Raw genomic sequence first — 14,828 nt, forward strand, 5'->3', positions numbered from 1 at the left:
ATGAGCCAGCGAGGGTTAGAAGCGCTACTTCGTCCTAAATCCATTGCCGTTATCGGCGCATCAATGAAACCGGATCGTGCTGGCTATCTGATGATGCGCAATCTGCTGGCCGGGGGATTTAATGGCCCCGTCATGCCCGTCACGCCGTCTTATAAGGCCGTTCAGGGAGTGCTTGCATGGCCTGATGTGCAAAGCCTGCCCTTCGTGCCGGATCTTGCCGTACTCTGTACAAACGCGAAGCGTAACCCGGAACTGCTGGAATCACTCGGCAAGAAGGGGTGTAAAACCTGCATTATTCTCTCGTCCCCCCCTGAACAGAAAGCCGAGCTGTTGGCCTGCGCCAGCCGCTATCAAATGCGCATTCTCGGGCCAAACAGTCTGGGCCTGCTCGCCCCCTGGCAGGGGCTGAATGCCAGTTTCTCCCCGGTTCCAATCCGCAAAGGCAAACTCGCATTTATCTCGCAGTCGGCTGCAGTATCGAACACCATCCTCGACTGGGCGCAGCAGCGTGAAATGGGATTCTCCTACTTCATTGCCCTGGGCGACAGCCTGGATATCGACGTTGATGAGCTACTGGATTTTCTGGCGCGCGACGGCAAAACCAGTGCGATCCTGCTTTATCTTGAGCACCTCAGCGACGCGCGTCGTTTTGTCTCGGCTTCGCGAAGCGCTTCGCGCAATAAACCGATCCTGGTGATCAAAAGCGGACGCAGCCCTGCGGCACAGCGTCTGCTGCATTCTCATTCCGGCATGGATCCCGCCTGGGACGCCGCCATTCAGCGCGCGGGGTTGCTGCGGGTACAGGATACGCACGAGCTTTTTTCCGCCGTTGAGACGTTAAGCCATATGCGCCCGTTGCGCGGTGAGAAACTAATGATTGTCAGTAACGGTGCGGCGCCTGCCGCGCTCGCGCTGGACGAGCTGTGGCGGCGCTTCGGCAAGCTGGCAACGCTGAGTGAAGAGACGCTGCAGCGCCTGAAAGAAGCGCTTCCGACCAGCGTGACGCCCGGCAATCCGCTTGATTTGCGTGATGACGCCAGCAGCGACCGCTATATCAGGGCGATATCCATTTTGCTGGATAGCCAGGATTTCGATGCGCTGATGATTATCCACTCTCCCAGCGCGGTCGCGCCGGGCAGTGAAAGCGCGCGCGCGCTCATTGATGCCGTGCGCAACCATCCGCGCGGTAAATACGTTACCCTGCTCACCAACTGGTGCGGTGAGTTTTCCTCTCAGGAGGCGCGGCGCTTGTTCAGCGAGGCCGGGCTGCCAACCTACCGCACGCCGGAAGGCACCATCACCGCATTTATGCATATGGTGGAATATCGCCGCAACCAGAAACAGCTGCGTGAAACACCGGCTTTGCCGGGGAATCTGACGGCGAACACCGTCGACGTTCACCGGCTGTTGCAGCAGGCTATTGAAGAAGGCGCGACCTCGCTTGATACGCATGAGGTCCAGCCCATTCTGGGCAGCTACGGGATGCAAACTCTGCCGACCTGGATCGCCAGCGACAGCGCAGAGGCCGTGCATATAGCCGAACAGATTGGCTATCCGGTGGCCCTGAAGCTCCGCTCCCCGGATATCCCGCATAAGTCTGATGTTCAGGGGGTCATGTTATACCTGCGTACGGCGACTGAGGTGCAGCAGGCAGCTGATGCTATTTTCGACCGGGTCAAAATGGCCTGGCCGCAGGCAAGGATCCACGGATTGCTGGTGCAAAGCATGGCCAACCGCGCGGGAGCTCAGGAATTACGGGTGGTGGTCGAACACGATCCCGTCTTCGGACCGCTCATCATGCTGGGAGAGGGTGGCGTTGAGTGGCGTCCGGAGGAGCAGGCGGTGGTCGCTTTACCACCGCTGAACATGAACCTGGCGCGTTATCTGATCATCCAGGCGATCAAAAGTAAAAAGATCCGTGGCCGGAGTGCGCTGCGCCCGCTTGATATTGCCGGGTTAAGCCAGTTCCTGGTGCAGGTCTCTAACCTGATTGTGGATTGTGCCGAGATCCAGCGGCTGGACATTCATCCGCTGCTCGCCTCAGGCAATGAGTTCACGGCGCTGGACGTGACCCTGGATATCGCGCCATTCGAAGGAGACAGAGAGAGCCGTCTGGCGATCCGCCCGTATCCCCTGCAACTGGAGGAGTGGGTTGAGATGAAGAATGGGGAACGCGCCTTGTTCCGCCCTATTCTGCCGGAAGATGAGCCCCAGCTGCGGGCCTTTATCTCTCAGGTCACGAAAGAGGATCTTTATTATCGCTATTTTAGCGAAATCAACGAATTTACCCACGATGATTTAGCCAATATGACCCAGATCGACTACGATCGAGAAATGGCGTTTGTTGCCGTTCGTCGCTCCGATAAGGGGGATGAGATCCTCGGCGTCACGCGTGCGATTTCTGACCCGGATAACGTCGATGCGGAGTTTGCGGTGCTGGTGCGCTCAGATCTTAAAGGCCTGGGTCTGGGAAGACGGCTGCTGGAAAAACTCATCAGTTATACGCGAGATCACGGATTGTTACGCCTTAATGGCATTACTATGCCTAACAATCGCGGTATGGTGACCCTGGCGCGAAAACTTGGATTTGACGTTGATATTCAGCTGGACGAAGGTATTGTGGCCTTGTCCCTCAGTCTGACATCAGCAGACAAACGCGAGTAAGCTACTGGAAATGTTACCCACTTTGGACGGGACTGGTGGTATCATTGTCCGCTTATGTTGTTTGCATGGTACAGACAACCCTTCAATGAACAGAGAAGAAACGCACTGTGATGTTGTCAAAATTTAAGCGTAATAAACATCAACAACACCTTGCTCAACTACCGAAGATTTCTCAGTCAGTTGATGATGTAGAGTTCTTTTACGCTCCCGCTCATTTTCGGGAGACGCTTCTGGAAAAGATTGCCAGCGCCACGCGACGCGTTTGCATTGTGGCGCTGTATCTTGAACAGGATGAAGGCGGGCGCGGGATCCTGAACGCGCTCTATGAAGCCAAACGTCAGCGCCCGGAACTCGATGTTCGCGTGCTGGTAGACTGGCATCGCGCTCAGCGTGGTCGTATTGGCGCCGCCGCCTCAAACACCAATGCCGACTGGTATTGCCGCACGGCGCAGGAAAATCCTGGCGTCGATGTACCTGTTTATGGCGTCCCGGTTAATACCCGTGAAGCGCTCGGCGTTCTCCATTTCAAGGGCTTCATCATTGATGACAGCGTGCTGTACAGCGGCGCAAGTCTGAATGATGTTTACCTTCATCAGCTCGATAAATACCGCTACGACCGCTACCATCTGATCCGTAATCCGCAGATGGCCGATATCATGTTTAACTGGGTTGATAAAAATCTGGTCCATGGACGCGGTGTTAATCGCCTTGACGATCCCGAGCGCCCTAAAAGCCCGGAAATCAAAAACGATGTTCGCGCCTTCCGCCAGGAGCTGCGTGATGCGGTCTATCATTTCCAGGGCGATGCGAACAACGAAGAGTTATCCGTTACGCCGCTGGTAGGGCTCGGCAAATCAAGCCTGCTGAACAAAACGATCTTCCATCTGATGCCGTGCGCGGAGCAGAAACTCACCATCTGTACGCCGTACTTCAACCTTCCAGCCGTGCTGGTGCGTAATATCATTCAGCTGCTGCGCGACGGTAAAAAAGTGGAAATCATCGTTGGTGATAAAACCGCAAACGACTTCTTCATTCCTGAAGATCAGCCGTTCAAAATCATCGGTGCGCTGCCTTATCTCTATGAGATTAACCTGCGCCGTTTCCTGAGCCGTTTACAGTATTATGTAAACACTGACCAGCTGGTTGTGCGTCTCTGGAAAGACGAAGACAACACTTACCATCTGAAAGGAATGTGGGTCGACGATGAGTGGATGCTGCTGACCGGTAACAACCTGAACCCACGCGCGTGGCGACTGGATCTGGAAAACGCTATCCTGATCCATGACCCGCAGCATGAGCTAGCCGCAAAACGTGAGCGTGAGCTGGAGCTGATTCGCACACATACCACTGTGGTGAATCACTACCGCGAACTGCAGAGCATTGCCGATTATCCGGTGAAAGTCCGCAAGCTTATCCGCCGCTTACGTCGTATTCGTATCGACCGACTTATCAGCCGTATTCTGTAATGTCCAGGCCCTGCCACCCGCAGGGCTTTTTTATGGAGCCCGTTGATGCGTATTCCTCTGTTACTGAGCGTCCTCTTTCTGAGCGGCTGTAGCCATATGGCCAACGATAACTGGTCCGGACAGGATAAAGCCCAGCATTTCCTCGCTTCAGCGATGTTGTCCGCAGCCGGCAATGAATATGCGCAGCATCAGGGATACAGCCGGGATCGTAGTGCGGCAATTGGGTTGATGTTCTCAGTCAGTCTTGGAGCATCAAAAGAACTGTGGGATAGCCGCCCCGCAGGGAGCGGCTGGAGCTGGAAAGATTTCGCCTGGGACGTCGCCGGCGCAACGACCGGCTATGCCGTGTGGCAGATGGCGCGCTATTAAAGTCGAATGCCTTTCCCTTTGCGATGCAGCATCAGGGAGACAATAAAGGCCAGTGCGCCCATTATCGTTACGTACCAGAAGAATGTCGTTTCACTTCCCCATGATTTAAGCGATAACGCAACGTACTCTGCCGATCCACCAAACAACGCATTAGCTACCGCATAAGAGAGCCCTACCCCTAAAGCACGTACCTGCGCCGGGAACATTTCGGCTTTCAGTATTCCGCTAATAGAGGTATAGAAACTGACAATCACCATCGCCAGCATCACCAGCGCAAACGCGGCATACGGCGAAGTCACATGCTGAAGGGCAGACAGAATAGGTACGGTACATAACGCCGACAGCCCGCCAAAAATCAGCATCGACGTACGTCGACCGATTTTATCCGAGAGCGCACCGATAATAGGTTGTATAAGCATAAAGACAAACAGCGCCACGGTCATGACTACGCTGGCAACGTTTGCGTGCATGCCGGTGGTGTTCACCAGGTACTTCTGCATATAGGTCGTGAACGTATAAAAACTGAGAGAGCCGCCCGCAGTAAAGCCCAGCACCATCAGGAAAGCTTTACGGTTACGCCATAACCCTTTGAATGTTCCCGCCTCCTTCAGCGTTCTGACTTCCTTCTGAGAGGTTTCATCTAACTGACGGCGCAGCCAAAGTGCGACAACCGCCAGTACTGCGCCCATCGCGAAAGGAATTCGCCATCCCCAGGCGTGAAGTTGTTCATCCGTCAGAATTTGCTGCAGGATCACCACCACAAGAATGGCCAGCAGTTGACCACCAATCAGCGTGACATACTGGAATGAGGCGTAAAAACCTTTACGGCCTTCCAGTGCAATCTCACTCATGTAGGTCGCACTGGTACCGTATTCACCGCCCACCGATAATCCCTGAAATAAGCGGGCCAGTAAAAGTAGCGCCGGTGCCCAGGTACCAATCGATTCATATCCCGGTAAGCAGGCGATCACCAGAGAACCAAAGCACATCATGCACACCGAGATCAGCATAGAAGCCTTACGGCCGCGACGATCCGCAATGCGACCGAACAGCCAGCCCCCGATGGGTCGCATTAAAAACCCTGCAGCAAAAACCCCCGCTGTTTGTAGCAGCTGCGTTGTGGTGTTGCCGGATGGGAAAAAAATATGTGCGAAGTAGAGTGAACAGAATGAGTAGACGTAAAAGTCGAACCATTCAACCAGATTCCCTGAAGAGGCGCTGACGATTGCCCATACCCTTCTTCGGGTATCACTGTTAGCCAGCGTCCCGTTTGATGTAATGCTTTCTGTCATTGTGATTATGCTCCTGCCATAAACAGCGGCGTATTGAGCCATGAGACTCAATTACCTCGTAAATGAAATGTTATAATTTTGTTATAAATAACATTGCGACAGGGATCACACATTCCATTAGCAGGATAATGGATTAAGAGAAAGGCCAGAGAGGATAAGCACAAAGCAAAAAACCCCGCACCTTACGGTACGGGGTTCTTCTAATTGATGCCTGGCAGTTCCCTACTCTCACATGGGGAGACCCCACACTACCATCGGCGCTACGGCGTTTCACTTCTGAGTTCGGCATGGGGTCAGGTGGGACCACCGCGCTAAAGCCGCCAGGCAAATTCTGTTAAATCTGTATCAAAGCTGAAAATCTTCTGTCTCTTCGCCGAAACAGCTTCGGCGTTGTAAGGTTAAGCCTCACGGTTCATTAGTATCGGTTAGCTCAACGCATCGCTGCGCTTACACACCCGACCTATCAACGTCGTAGTCTTCAACGTTCCTTCAGGACCCTTAAAGGGTCAGGGAGAACTCATCTCGGGGCAAGTTTCGTGCTTAGATGCTTTCAGCACTTATCTTTTCCGCATTTAGCTACCGGGCAGTGCCATTGGCATGACAACCCGAACACCAGTGATGCGTCCACTCCGGTCCTCTCGTACTAGGAGCAGCCCCCTCAATTCTCCAGCGCCCACGGCAGATAGGGACCGAACTGTCTCACGACGTTCTAAACCCAGCTCGCGTACCACTTTAAATGGCGAACAGCCATACCCTTGGGACCTACTTCAGCCCCAGGATGTGATGAGCCGACATCGAGGTGCCAAACACCGCCGTCGATATGAACTCTTGGGCGGTATCAGCCTGTTATCCCCGGAGTACCTTTTATCCGTTGAGCGATGGCCCTTCCATTCAGAACCACCGGATCACTATGACCTGCTTTCGCACCTGCTCGAGCCGTCACTCTCGCAGTCAAGCTAGCTTATGCCATTGCACTAACCTCCTGATGTCCGACCAGGATTAGCTAACCTTCGTGCTCCTCCGTTACTCTTTGGGAGGAGACCGCCCCAGTCAAACTACCCACCAGACACTGTCCGCAACCCGGATCACGGGTCTACGTTAGAACACCAGCCATTAAAGGGTGGTATTTCAAGGTTGGCTCCACGCAGACTGGCGTCCACGCTTCAAAGCCTCCCACCTATCCTACACATCAAGGACCAGTGTTCAGTGTCAAGCTATAGTAAAGGTTCACGGGGTCTTTCCGTCTTGCCGCGGGTACACTGCATCTTCACAGCGAGTTCAATTTCACTGAGTCTCGGGTGGAGACAGCCTGGCCATCATTACGCCATTCGTGCAGGTCGGAACTTACCCGACAAGGAATTTCGCTACCTTAGGACCGTTATAGTTACGGCCGCCGTTTACCGGGGCTTCGATCAAGAGCTTCGCGTTGCCGCTAACCCCATCAATTAACCTTCCGGCACCGGGCAGGCGTCACACCGTATACGTCCACTTTCGTGTTTGCACAGTGCTGTGTTTTTAATAAACAGTTGCAGCCAGCTGGTATCTTCGACTGATTTCAGCTCCACCCGCAGGGGCTTCACCTACATATCAGCGTGCCTTCTCCCGAAGTTACGGCACCATTTTGCCTAGTTCCTTCACCCGAGTTCTCTCAAGCGCCTTGGTATTCTCTACCTGACCACCTGTGTCGGTTTGGGGTACGATTTGATGTTACCTGATGCTTAGAGGCTTTTCCTGGAAGCAGGGCATTTGTTACTTCAGCACCGTAGTGCCTCGTCATCACACCTCAGCGTTATAAACGTACCGGATTTACCTAATCGTTCCGCCTACATGCTTAAACCGGGACAACCGTCGCCCGGCTAACATAGCCTTCTCCGTCCCCCTTCGCAGTAACACCAAGTACAGGAATATTAACCTGTTTCCCATCGACTACGCCTTTCGGCCTCGCCTTAGGGGTCGACTCACCCTGCCCCGATTAACGTTGGACAGGAACCCTTGGTCTTCCGGCGAGCGGGCTTTTCACCCGCTTTATCGTTACTTATGTCAGCATTCGCACTTCTGATACCTCCAGCATGCCTCACAGCACACCTTCAACGGCTTACAGAACGCTCCCCTACCCAACAACGCATAAGCGTCGCTGCCGCAGCTTCGGTGCATGGTTTAGCCCGTTACATTTCCGCGCAGGCCGACTCGACCAGTGAGCTATTACGCTTTCTTTAAATGATGGCTGCTTCTAAGCCAACATCCTGGCTGTCTGTGCCTTCCCACATCGTTTCCCACTTAACCATGACTTTGGGACCTTAGCTGGCGGTCTGGGTTGTTTCCCTCTTCACGACGGACGTTAGCACCCGCCGTGTGTCTCCGTGATAACATTCTTCGGTATTCGTAGTTTGCATCGGGTTGGTAAGCCGGGATGGCCCCCTAGCCGAAACAGTGCTCTACCCCCGAAGATGAGTTCACGAGGCGCTACCTAAATAGCTTTCGGGGAGAACCAGCTATCTCCCGGTTTGATTGGCCTTTCACCCCAGCCACAAGTCATCCGCTAATTTTTCAACATTAGTCGGTTCGGTCCTCCAGTTAGTGTTACCCAACCTTCAACCTGCCCATGGCTAGATCACCGGGTTTCGGGTCTATACCCTGCAACTCTTCGGCTCCCCTATACGGTTAACCTTGCTACAGAATATAAGTCGCTGACCCATTATACAAAAGGTACGCAGTCACACCACGAAGGTGCTCCCACTGCTTGTACGTACACGGTTTCAGGTTCTTTTTCACTCCCTCGCCGGGGTTCTTTTCGCCTTTCCCTCACGGTACTGGTTCACTATCGGTCAGTCAGGAGTATTTAGCCTTGGAGGATGGTCCCCCCATATTCAGACAGGATACCACGTGTCCCGCCCTACTCTTCGAGTTCACAACCTGTGTGCTTTCGTGTACGGGGCTGTCACCCTGTATCGCCGGACTTTCCAGACCGTTCCACTAACACACAAGCTGATTCAGACTCTGGGCTGCTCCCGTTCGCTCGCCGCTACTGGGGGAATCTCGGTTGATTTCTTTTCCTCGGGGTACTTAGATGTTTCAGTTCCCCCGGTTCGCCTCGTTAACCTATGTATCAGTACGATAGTGCGAATCAGTTAACGATAGTGTGACGAATCACACTGGTTTCCCCATTCGGACATCGCCGGGTCAAAGGTTCATATCACCTCGCCGGCGCTTTTCGCAGATTAGCACGTCCTTCATCGCCTCTGACTGCCAGGGCATCCACCGTGTACGCTTAGTCGCTTAACCTCACAACCCGAAGATGTTTCTTTCGATTCACCATCGACTTGCGAAAATTTGAGAGACTCGAACACACCATTAAAGATGTGTCGTTTCAATTTTCAGCTTGATCCAGATTTTTAAAGAGCAAAACTTCGCAGTGCACCTTTTCAGGTTCACTCTGAAGTTTTCTTGTGTTCGCAGTAAAAGATGGTGGAGCTATGCGGTATCGAACCGCAGACCTCCTGCGTGCAAAGCAGGCGCTCTCCCAGCTGAGCTATAGCCCCATCGTGTGTAATCTCTGTACCGCTCATCCTTTAAAAGGAGTTTGGTAGGCCTGAGTGGACTTGAACCACCGACCTCACCCTTATCAGGGGTGCGCTCTAACCACCTGAGCTACAAGCCTGCAGAGATTTTTACTGCTGTTTTTCATCAGACAATCTGTGTGAGCACTACAAAGGCAGATTCTTTAAGGTAAGGAGGTGATCCAACCGCAGGTTCCCCTACGGTTACCTTGTTACGACTTCACCCCAGTCATGAATCACAAAGTGGTAAGCGCCCTCCCGAAGGTTAAGCTACCTACTTCTTTTGCAACCCACTCCCATGGTGTGACGGGCGGTGTGTACAAGGCCCGGGAACGTATTCACCGTAGCATTCTGATCTACGATTACTAGCGATTCCGACTTCATGGAGTCGAGTTGCAGACTCCAATCCGGACTACGACGCACTTTATGAGGTCCGCTTGCTCTCGCGAGGTCGCTTCTCTTTGTATGCGCCATTGTAGCACGTGTGTAGCCCTACTCGTAAGGGCCATGATGACTTGACGTCATCCCCACCTTCCTCCAGTTTATCACTGGCAGTCTCCTTGAGTTCGCGACGCTGCAACAAGTTCCCGGCCGAACCGCTGGCAACAAAGGATAAGGGTTGCGCTCGTTGCGGGACTTAACCCAACATTTCACAACACGAGCTGACGACAGCCATGCAGCACCTGTCTCAGAGTTCCCGAAGGCACCAATCCATCTCTGGAAAGTTCTCTGGATGTCAAGAGTAGGTAAGGTTCTTCGCGTTGCATCGAATTAAACCACATGCTCCACCGCTTGTGCGGGCCCCCGTCAATTCATTTGAGTTTTAACCTTGCGGCCGTACTCCCCAGGCGGTCGACTTAACGCGTTAGCTCCGGAAGCCACGCCTCAAGGGCACAACCTCCAAGTCGACATCGTTTACGGCGTGGACTACCAGGGTATCTAATCCTGTTTGCTCCCCACGCTTTCGCACCTGAGCGTCAGTCTTTGTCCAGGGGGCCGCCTTCGCCACCGGTATTCCTCCAGATCTCTACGCATTTCACCGCTACACCTGGAATTCTACCCCCCTCTACAAGACTCTAGCTGCTCGATGCGTCCAGTTTCGAATGCAGTTCCCAGGTTGAGCCCGGGGATTTCACATCCGACTTGACAGACCGCCTGCGTGCGCTTTACGCCCAGTAATTCCGATTAACGCTTGCACCCTCCGTATTACCGCGGCTGCTGGCACGGAGTTAGCCGGTGCTTCTTCTGCGGGTAACGTCAATCGACAAGGTTATTAACCTTATCGCCTTCCTCCCCGCTGAAAGTACTTTACAACCCGAAGGCCTTCTTCATACACGCGGCATGGCTGCATCAGGCTTGCGCCCATTGTGCAATATTCCCCACTGCTGCCTCCCGTAGGAGTCTGGACCGTGTCTCAGTTCCAGTGTGGCTGGTCATCCTCTCAGACCAGCTAGGGATCGTCGCCTAGGTGAGCCGTTACCCCACCTACTAGCTAATCCCATCTGGGCACATCTGATGGCAAGAGGCCCGAAGGTCCCCCTCTTTGGTCTTGCGACGTTATGCGGTATTAGCTACCGTTTCCAGTAGTTATCCCCCTCCATCAGGCAGTTTCCCAGACATTACTCACCCGTCCGCCGCTCGTCACCCAGAGAGCAAGCTCTCCTGTGCTACCGCTCGACTTGCATGTGTTAGGCCTGCCGCCAGCGTTCAATCTGAGCCATGATCAAACTCTTCAATTTAAGTTTGATGCTCGTGAATTAAACTTCGTAATGAATTACGTATGTTCACTCAGAGACTTGGTATTCATTTTTCGTCTTGCGACGTTAAGAATCCATGTCACTTTGAGTGCCCACACAGATTGTCTGATAAATTGTTAAAGAGCAGTGCAACGCGGCTTTCGCTCACCGTTGCGAGGTGGCGTATATTACGCTTTCCTCTTTCAGAGTCAACCCGTTATTTCAGGATTTTTTCTCTTCAACCGAACCGCTTGTTGTGTGAAGTGATTCACATCCGCCGTGTCGATGGAGGCGCATTATAGGGAGCCGCCGAGGAATGACAAGCGGAAAAATGCATTTTTATTTCAACCGCTCATCTTTTCGCCAAAAAGGCTATTTTTGGTGCTTTTTAATCTCTTTTGGCAGATCGGCCAGACTATTAATCACCCAATCCGCTGCATTTTCTGCTTCTGGCGTCACTGGCTTACCGGTGCGAACTAATATTTTGGTCCCTACACCCGCTGCGGCGGCTGCCTGCATATCTTCCAGTTTATCGCCCACCATATAAGAAGCAGACATATCAATGTGCAGGAACTCCTGCGCAGAGATGAACATCCCCGGATGCGGCTTACGGCAGTCACAGGTCTGGCGATACGCTTCTACCGTTCCCTGCGGGTGGTGCGGACAATAGTAGATACCGTCGAGATCCACGCCTCGGTCGGCCAGCGACCAGTCCATCCATTCCGTCAGCGTTTCGAACTGCGCTTCGGTGAATTTACCGCGTGCAATACCGGACTGGTTCGTCACCACCACCAGCGCATAGCCCATCTCTTTCAGCTGGCGCATGGCATCTATTACGCCCTCGATAAACTCGAACTCATCAATCTCATGGACATAACCGTGATCCACATTAATAGTGCCGTCACGATCGAGAAAAATTGCGGGTACTGATTTTGCCACCGGTTTGCTCCTGAAAAAGGCATGTTCGACTAGTATCTCATGAATCGCAGCGCAATAAAGTGCTCATCGTACAGAGTTGGATTGATTTAGACGTCTGGATGCCTTAACATCCGTTTTGTTTACGGTCATCACCCGTATCTGGCAGAAGAAAATGCCACGGCTAACTTACATACGATAAAAATAATCTAATGATTAAACTTTCCAATATCACCAAAGTGTTCCAGCAGGGGAACCGAACCATTCAGGCGCTGAACAACGTCAGCCTGCATGTTCCTGCTGGTCAAATTTATGGCGTCATTGGCGCATCGGGTGCAGGTAAAAGCACGCTGATTCGTTGTGTTAACCTGCTTGAGCGCCCAACCCAGGGCAGCGTAGAAGTTGGCGGCCAGGAACTTACCGCCCTCTCAGAGAAAGAACTCACCAAAGCGCGTCGTCAGATTGGCATGATCTTCCAGCACTTTAACCTGCTGGCCTCCCGCACCGTGTTCGGCAACGTTGCCCTGCCGCTTGAGCTGGATAACACGCCGAAAGAAGAAGTGAAGCGTCGCGTTACCGAGCTGCTCGACCTCGTGGGTCTGGGCGACAAGCATGATAGCTACCCGGCCAATCTGTCCGGTGGGCAAAAGCAGCGTGTGGCCATTGCCCGCGCGCTGGCAAGCAACCCTAAGGTACTGCTGTGCGATGAAGCCACCAGCGCACTGGATCCGGCAACCACACGTTCAATTCTGGAATTGCTGAAAGACATTAACCGTCGCCTGGGCCTGACGATCCTCCTTATTACACATGAGATGGACGTGGTGAAACGCATCTGCGACTGCGTGGCGGTCATCAGCAACGGTGAACTGATCGAGCAGGACACGGTAAGTGAAGTGTTTTCGCATCCGAAGACGCCTCTGGCACAGCAGTTCATCCAGTCCACGCTGCATCTGGATATTCCGGAAGATTATCTGGAGCGTTTGAAAACCGAACCGACGGCAGACAGCGTCCCGATGCTGCGCATGGAGTTCACCGGTCAGTCCGTTGACGCTCCCCTGCTTTCCGAAACCGCGCGTCGCTTTAACGTGAACAACAACATCATCAGCGCGCAGATGGATTACGCCGGTGGCGTGAAGTTCGGCATCATGCTGACAGAAATGCACGGCACAGAAGAAGAAACCCAGGCCGCGATTGCCTGGCTGCAAGAACACCATGTAAAAGTAGAGGTACTGGGTTATGTCTGAGCCGATGATGTGGCTGCTGGTTCGCGGCGTTTGGGAAACGCTGGCAATGACCTTTGTCTCTGGCTTCTTTGGTTTTGTGATTGGCCTGCCGGTCGGCGTATTGCTGTACGTGACGCGTCCGGGTCAAATCATTGAGAACGCGAAACTGTACCGTACGCTCTCTGCGCTGGTGAACATCTTCCGTTCTATTCCCTTCATTATTCTGCTGGTGTGGATGATTCCGTTTACCCGCGTGATCGTCGGAACGTCTATCGGTCTGCAGGCGGCCATCGTTCCGCTGACCGTAGGCGCAGCACCGTTTATCGCCCGTATGGTGGAAAATGCCCTGCTGGAAATCCCGACAGGTCTGATTGAGGCTTCCCGCGCGATGGGCGCAACGCCGATGCAGATCGTCCGCAAAGTTCTGCTCCCGGAAGCACTGCCGGGCCTGGTGAACGCGGCAACCATCACGCTCATCACGCTGGTCGGTTATTCCGCAATGGGTGGCGCAGTTGGCGCTGGCGGTTTAGGCCAGATTGGTTACCAGTACGGCTATATTGGATATAACGCTACCGTGATGAATACCGTTCTGGTATTGCTGGTTGTTCTGGTTTATTTAATCCAGTTCTCTGGCGATCGCATCGTCCGGACCGTTACTCACAAATAACGTTACACACAACACAAACTCTACGAGTTAAGGATAAAACATGGCGTTTAAATTAAAGACCTTTGCAGCAGTAGGCGCGCTGATCGGCTCTCTGGCACTGGTGGGTTGCGGTCAGGACGAAAAAGATCCAAACCACATTAAAGTGGGCGTTATCGTGGGTGCAGAACAACAGGTTGCTGAAGTTGCTCAGAAAGTGGCGAAAGAGAAGTATGGCCTGGACGTTGAGCTGGTGACCTTCAACGATTACGTTCTGCCGAACGAAGCGCTGAGCAAAGGCGATATCGATGCTAACGCCTTCCAGCATAAGCCATACCTGGATCAGCAGATCAAAGATCGCGGCTATAAACTGGTGGGCGTCGGTAACACCTTCGTTTATCCAATTGCCGGTTACTCTAAGAAAATTAAATCTCTGGACGAGCTGCAGCCGGGCTCTCAGGTTGCCGTGCCTAATGACCCAACCAACCTTGGTCGTTCCCTGCTGCTGCTGCAGAAAGTGGGCCTGATCAAACTGAAAGACGGTGTTGGCCTGCTGCCAACCGTTCTGGATGTCACCGAGAACCCGAAAAATCTGAAAATTGTTGAACTGGAAGCACCGCAGCTGCCACGTTCTCTGGACGATGCGCAGATTGCCCTGGCCGTTATCAACACCACTTACGCCAGCCAGATTGGCCTGACGCCAGCCAAAGACGGTATCTTCGTAGAAGATAAAGACTCCCCGTACGTTAACCTGATCGTGACTCGCGAAGACAACAAGGACGCGGAAAACGTGAAGAAATTCGTTCAGGCTTATCAGTCTGATGAAGTTTACCAGGAAGCCAACAAAGTGTTTAACGGCGGCGCTGTTAAAGGCTGGTAATCTCACCTCAGTGTAATATCATCAGGACGGGCTTATGCCCGTCTTGTCATTTGTGCAGTCAACTGATTCAATATCTGACGTTT

Annotated in this window: 8 protein-coding genes, 2 tRNA genes and 3 rRNA genes; 6 read left to right on the top strand and 7 right to left on the bottom strand. The window is 53.1% G+C overall.

Annotated features, from left to right (window positions below; genetic code table 11):
* The 3 genes from ACJ69_RS13015 (at position 1) to ACJ69_RS13025 (ending at position 4,499) form a co-directional block, all read left to right on the top strand.
* Entirely contained in the window at positions 1-2,664 is a 2,664-nt protein-coding gene (locus ACJ69_RS13015; RefSeq protein WP_059347154.1) for a bifunctional acetate--CoA ligase family protein/GNAT family N-acetyltransferase, read from the top strand.
* A gap of 110 nt (positions 2,665-2,774) precedes the next feature.
* On the top strand, positions 2,775-4,130 hold the full coding sequence (gene pssA / locus ACJ69_RS13020; RefSeq protein ID WP_029741122.1) for a CDP-diacylglycerol--serine O-phosphatidyltransferase: 1,356 nt from the start codon (positions 2,775-2,777) through the stop codon (positions 4,128-4,130).
* Between the two features lie 45 nt (positions 4,131-4,175).
* A complete protein-coding gene (locus tag ACJ69_RS13025; RefSeq protein WP_059347155.1) occupies positions 4,176-4,499 on the top strand; it encodes a YfiM family lipoprotein in 324 nt (107 codons plus the stop codon).
* Here the strand turns inward: ACJ69_RS13025 and ACJ69_RS13030 are convergent.
* From ACJ69_RS13030 to gmhB, 7 genes are all read right to left on the bottom strand, one after another.
* The gene (locus ACJ69_RS13030; protein WP_029741120.1) at positions 4,496-5,791 is read right to left on the bottom strand and encodes an MFS transporter; all 1,296 of its coding nucleotides are present in this window, start codon (positions 5,789-5,791) and stop codon (positions 4,496-4,498) included. The genes ACJ69_RS13025 and ACJ69_RS13030 overlap by 4 nt on opposite strands.
* 209 nt (positions 5,792-6,000) lie before the next feature.
* A 5S ribosomal RNA gene (gene rrf / locus ACJ69_RS13035) occupies positions 6,001-6,116 on the bottom strand.
* 69 nt (positions 6,117-6,185) lie between these two features.
* Positions 6,186-9,073: ribosomal RNA gene (locus ACJ69_RS13040) — 23S ribosomal RNA — on the bottom strand.
* A gap of 181 nt (positions 9,074-9,254) precedes the next feature.
* Positions 9,255-9,330: transfer RNA gene (locus tag ACJ69_RS13045), tRNA-Ala, on the bottom strand.
* 42 nt (positions 9,331-9,372) lie between these two features.
* A tRNA-Ile gene (locus tag ACJ69_RS13050) sits at positions 9,373-9,449 on the bottom strand.
* Between the two features lie 69 nt (positions 9,450-9,518).
* Positions 9,519-11,087 (bottom strand): 16S ribosomal RNA (locus tag ACJ69_RS13055).
* Together the 16S, 23S and 5S rRNA genes with 2 tRNA genes alongside form the textbook arrangement of a ribosomal RNA operon.
* Positions 11,088-11,456: 369 nt before the next feature.
* Complete coding sequence (gmhB, locus tag ACJ69_RS13065; protein WP_029741186.1) at positions 11,457-12,023, bottom strand: D-glycero-beta-D-manno-heptose 1,7-bisphosphate 7-phosphatase; 567 nt, start codon at positions 12,021-12,023, stop codon at positions 11,457-11,459.
* A gap of 188 nt (positions 12,024-12,211) precedes the next feature.
* Between gmhB and metN the strand changes: the two genes are divergently transcribed.
* Genes metN through metQ form a run of 3 tightly spaced genes read left to right on the top strand, consistent with a single transcriptional unit; the run spans position 12,212 to position 14,745 of the window.
* Positions 12,212-13,243 (top strand): methionine ABC transporter ATP-binding protein MetN, encoded by a 1,032-nt coding sequence (gene metN, locus ACJ69_RS13070; protein ID WP_054829716.1) that lies wholly within the window; start codon positions 12,212-12,214, stop codon positions 13,241-13,243.
* Positions 13,236-13,889, top strand: a complete 654-nt coding sequence (locus tag ACJ69_RS13075) for a methionine ABC transporter permease MetI (RefSeq protein ID WP_014168730.1) — start codon at positions 13,236-13,238, stop codon at positions 13,887-13,889. Before metN ends, ACJ69_RS13075 begins: the two co-directional genes overlap by 8 nt.
* A 40-nt stretch (positions 13,890-13,929) precedes the next feature.
* A complete protein-coding gene (gene metQ, locus ACJ69_RS13080) occupies positions 13,930-14,745 on the top strand; it encodes a methionine ABC transporter substrate-binding lipoprotein MetQ (RefSeq protein ID WP_014168729.1) in 816 nt (271 codons plus the stop codon).
* The last annotated feature ends 83 nt before the right edge of the window (positions 14,746-14,828 follow it).

The organism is Enterobacter asburiae (assembly GCF_001521715.1).
Taxonomy (GTDB): Bacteria; Pseudomonadota; Gammaproteobacteria; order Enterobacterales; family Enterobacteriaceae; genus Enterobacter; species Enterobacter asburiae.

Excerpts from the sequence above, each read along its gene's own strand:
- pssA (WP_029741122.1), top strand. The coding sequence starts at position 2,775 with ATGTTGTCAAAATTTAAGCGTAATAAACATCAACAACACCTTGCTCAA.
- ACJ69_RS13015 (WP_059347154.1), top strand. The coding sequence starts at position 1 with ATGAGCCAGCGAGGGTTAGAAGCGCTACTTCGTCCTAAATCCATTGCC.
- ACJ69_RS13075 (WP_014168730.1), top strand. The coding sequence starts at position 13,236 with ATGTCTGAGCCGATGATGTGGCTGCTGGTTCGCGGCGTTTGGGAAACG.
- ACJ69_RS13025 (WP_059347155.1), top strand. The coding sequence starts at position 4,176 with ATGCGTATTCCTCTGTTACTGAGCGTCCTCTTTCTGAGCGGCTGTAGC.
- metQ (WP_014168729.1), top strand. The coding sequence starts at position 13,930 with ATGGCGTTTAAATTAAAGACCTTTGCAGCAGTAGGCGCGCTGATCGGC.
- ACJ69_RS13030 (WP_029741120.1), bottom strand. The coding sequence starts at position 5,791 with ATGACAGAAAGCATTACATCAAACGGGACGCTGGCTAACAGTGATACC.
- metN (WP_054829716.1), top strand. The coding sequence starts at position 12,212 with ATGATTAAACTTTCCAATATCACCAAAGTGTTCCAGCAGGGGAACCGA.